The sequence below is a fragment of the Streptococcus caprae genome (assembly GCF_042649745.1).
GTDB lineage: Bacteria > Bacillota > Bacilli > Lactobacillales > Streptococcaceae > Streptococcus > Streptococcus caprae.
Window position 1 is genome coordinate 1 of sequence record NZ_JBHRZV010000042.1, and the last position, 2,462, is coordinate 2,462.

The following is a 2,462-nucleotide window of genomic DNA, read 5'->3' on the forward strand; positions in this document are numbered from 1 at the left end:
AACTCGTATTTTCATTGCCATAAACATAAAACGAGAGAAGACAAGTCCTGTCCTCTCTCGGTGTTAAATTGGTCAACCCACTACAGTTGACAAAGAGCCAATAGAAATAAAAGAACTGGCAAAAACCAGTTCTTACAAATTTATTGATAAATGTAATAGACTGAGCCACCCCAAGATGATGAAGTAGGATCAAACCATCCACGATTGTTAGCGATGCTTGTGTTCCCAGCATAGTTCGCTTCCATTACTTGAATAGAATTAGCACTAGAAACAGCAGTAACGTAAGCTACGTGACCGTAGCCGCCACCATCGTTTGGCCAAACAGCTACTGCACCTACTGCAGGAGTATAGCCGATTGAGTGACCAGCTACTTGTGCACTAGCACCCCACTGGTTAGCATTACCCCAATAGTTTCCTACCCAAGGAGCAAGCGATTTAACACCCCACGTACATTGACCAACTGGATATGTATTACCTGAAGTATTAATTGAAACTGAAGCAGAAGTTGTATTAGTCTTAGCTGCAGTCGCTGTGTAAGTTACAGCTTGTGTAGTAGCAGCCTCAGTAACTGGAGTAACTTGTACTACAGGTGCTTCTGCAACTGATGTTGTCTCTTTAAAAGTGGTTACAGGTACAACTTCCTCAACAACTTGAGTCTCAACTGAATTTGATGTTGATGACTCTTCAACAGCTGTAGAAGCTGCAGATTCAACTTGAGTTGCTTGAATTTGTGCTTGTGCTTGTGCTACAGACTCAGCTTCAGCAGCAGCTTTAGCAGCAGCTTGTGCTTGTGCTGCAGCCTCAGCTTCGGCAGCAGCTTTAGCAGCAGCTTCAGCAGCAGCCTTTTGAGTTAATAAATTATCTCTTTCTTCTTGAGCAGAAGCCAATTGTGAAGCCAAATTAATTTGAGCAACTTCTAATTCTGCTTGTTTAGTTGTTAAAGCATATGAATTTTCAGAAATAGTCGCTAAATTAGCTTGAACAGTATTAATAGCATCTTGATTTTCTTTTTGCTTTTCTTCGATTGCTGCTTTATCTGCTTCTTGTTGTTCTAACATTTTCTCGCTAGCAGAAACCACTTGACGAATCGCAACAATTCTACTGATAGCATCTGAAACTGATTTAGAATTTACAATAGTTGAGATATAAGATGTAGCTGTATTATTTTTTTGTGCACTACGTGCTTGTTTTTTAATAGACTCGCTACGAGAAACAATTTTAGCAGAAAGGCTTTCAATTTCTGAATATAATTTTTCAGATTCCTCTTCAAGAGCTGCATTTTCTTCCTCGAGAGATGCTTGTTCCTCTTGAAGTGCTGCAACCTGTGACTGAATAGAATCAACTTCAGCTTGAGCAGATGCTTGCTCAGCTGTTAAAGAACTAATAGTAGCATCTGCTGATGCAATTTGTGAATCAAAATCGTCTGCACTAACAGTTGTAAAGGTAGAAACTGTTGATAAAGCAATCGTACTTAATAATACAGTAGATAAGACTTTGTTTTTCATAATAAATGTATACACTCCTTAGTATTTGAGACATTATCTATTTTAACAAAAAAAACTCTACTTAATATTACACTAATGTTACGTTTTAATATATTTAAATAACAAAAAAGAAGTGTATAAACACTTCTTTAACAACGGAGAATAAGGGATTCGAACCCTTGCGCCAGTTACCCGACCTAACGATTTAGCAAACCGTCCTCTTCAGCCTCTTGAGTAATTCTCCAAATTATAAATGGGCACAAGTGGACTCGAACCACCGACCTCACGCTTATCAGGCGTGCGCTCTAACCAGCTGAGCTATGCGCCCAATAAAAAGATAAGCGGGTGACGAGAATCGAACTCGCGACAACAGCTTGGAAGGCTGTAGTTTTACCACTAAACTACACCCGCTTATATGGCGCGAGACGGAATCGAACCGCCGACACATGGAGCTTCAATCCATTGCTCTACCAACTGAGCTACCGAGCCTAAATTTATATTGCGGGAGCAGGATTTGAACCTACGACCTTCGGGTTATGAGCCCGACGAGCTACCGAACTGCTCCATCCCGCGTTAATATCTATTACAATAGTCAAACTATTGTCTAAGGAGGATGTGGGATTCGAACCCACGCACGCTTTTACACGCCTGACGGTTTTCAAGACCGTTCCCTTCAGCCGGACTTGGGTAATCCTCCAAAATATAATGGACCTTGTAGGACTCGAACCTACGACCGCTCGGTTATGAGCCGAGTGCTCTAACCAGTTGAGCTAAAGGTCCAAAGTCATCCATAAAAAATATAGCGGCGAAGGGGATCGAACCCCCGACCTCCCGGGTATGAACCGGACGCTCTAGCCAGCTGAGCTACACCGCCATAAATCGGGAAGACAGGATTCGAACCTGCGACCCCTTGGTCCCAAACCAAGTGCTCTACCAAGCTGAGCTACTTCCCGATTAATATGCACCCTAGAGGATTCG

The 2,462-nt window shown here is 42.0% G+C and carries 1 protein-coding gene and 9 tRNA genes; all 10 read right to left on the minus strand.

The annotated features are described in order from the left end of the window. Positions 1–140: 140 nt before the first annotated feature. A complete protein-coding gene (locus ACFORF_RS05580) occupies positions 141–1,505 on the minus strand; it encodes a CHAP domain-containing protein (protein WP_380426243.1) in 1,365 nt (454 codons plus the stop codon). Between the two features lie 135 nt (positions 1,506–1,640). Further along, positions 1,641–1,728: transfer RNA gene (locus tag ACFORF_RS05585), tRNA-Ser, on the minus strand. A 10-nt stretch (positions 1,729–1,738) separates the two neighbouring features. Beyond that, positions 1,739–1,812: transfer RNA gene (locus ACFORF_RS05590), tRNA-Ile, on the minus strand. 12 nt (positions 1,813–1,824) lie between these two features. Then, positions 1,825–1,895: transfer RNA gene (locus ACFORF_RS05595), tRNA-Gly, on the minus strand. Positions 1,896–1,900: 5 nt separating this feature from the next. Next, a tRNA-Phe gene (locus tag ACFORF_RS05600) sits at positions 1,901–1,973 on the minus strand. A gap of 10 nt (positions 1,974–1,983) precedes the next feature. Continuing rightward, a tRNA-Met gene (locus ACFORF_RS05605) sits at positions 1,984–2,057 on the minus strand. Between the two features lie 34 nt (positions 2,058–2,091). Beyond that, positions 2,092–2,181 (minus strand) — tRNA-Ser (locus tag ACFORF_RS05610). 9 nt (positions 2,182–2,190) lie between these two features. Next, positions 2,191–2,264 (minus strand) — tRNA-Ile (locus ACFORF_RS05615). A gap of 20 nt (positions 2,265–2,284) precedes the next feature. Continuing rightward, positions 2,285–2,358, minus strand: a tRNA-Met gene (locus tag ACFORF_RS05620). 5 nt (positions 2,359–2,363) lie between these two features. Beyond that, a tRNA-Pro gene (locus tag ACFORF_RS05625) sits at positions 2,364–2,437 on the minus strand. Positions 2,438–2,462: the final 25 nt, after the last annotated feature.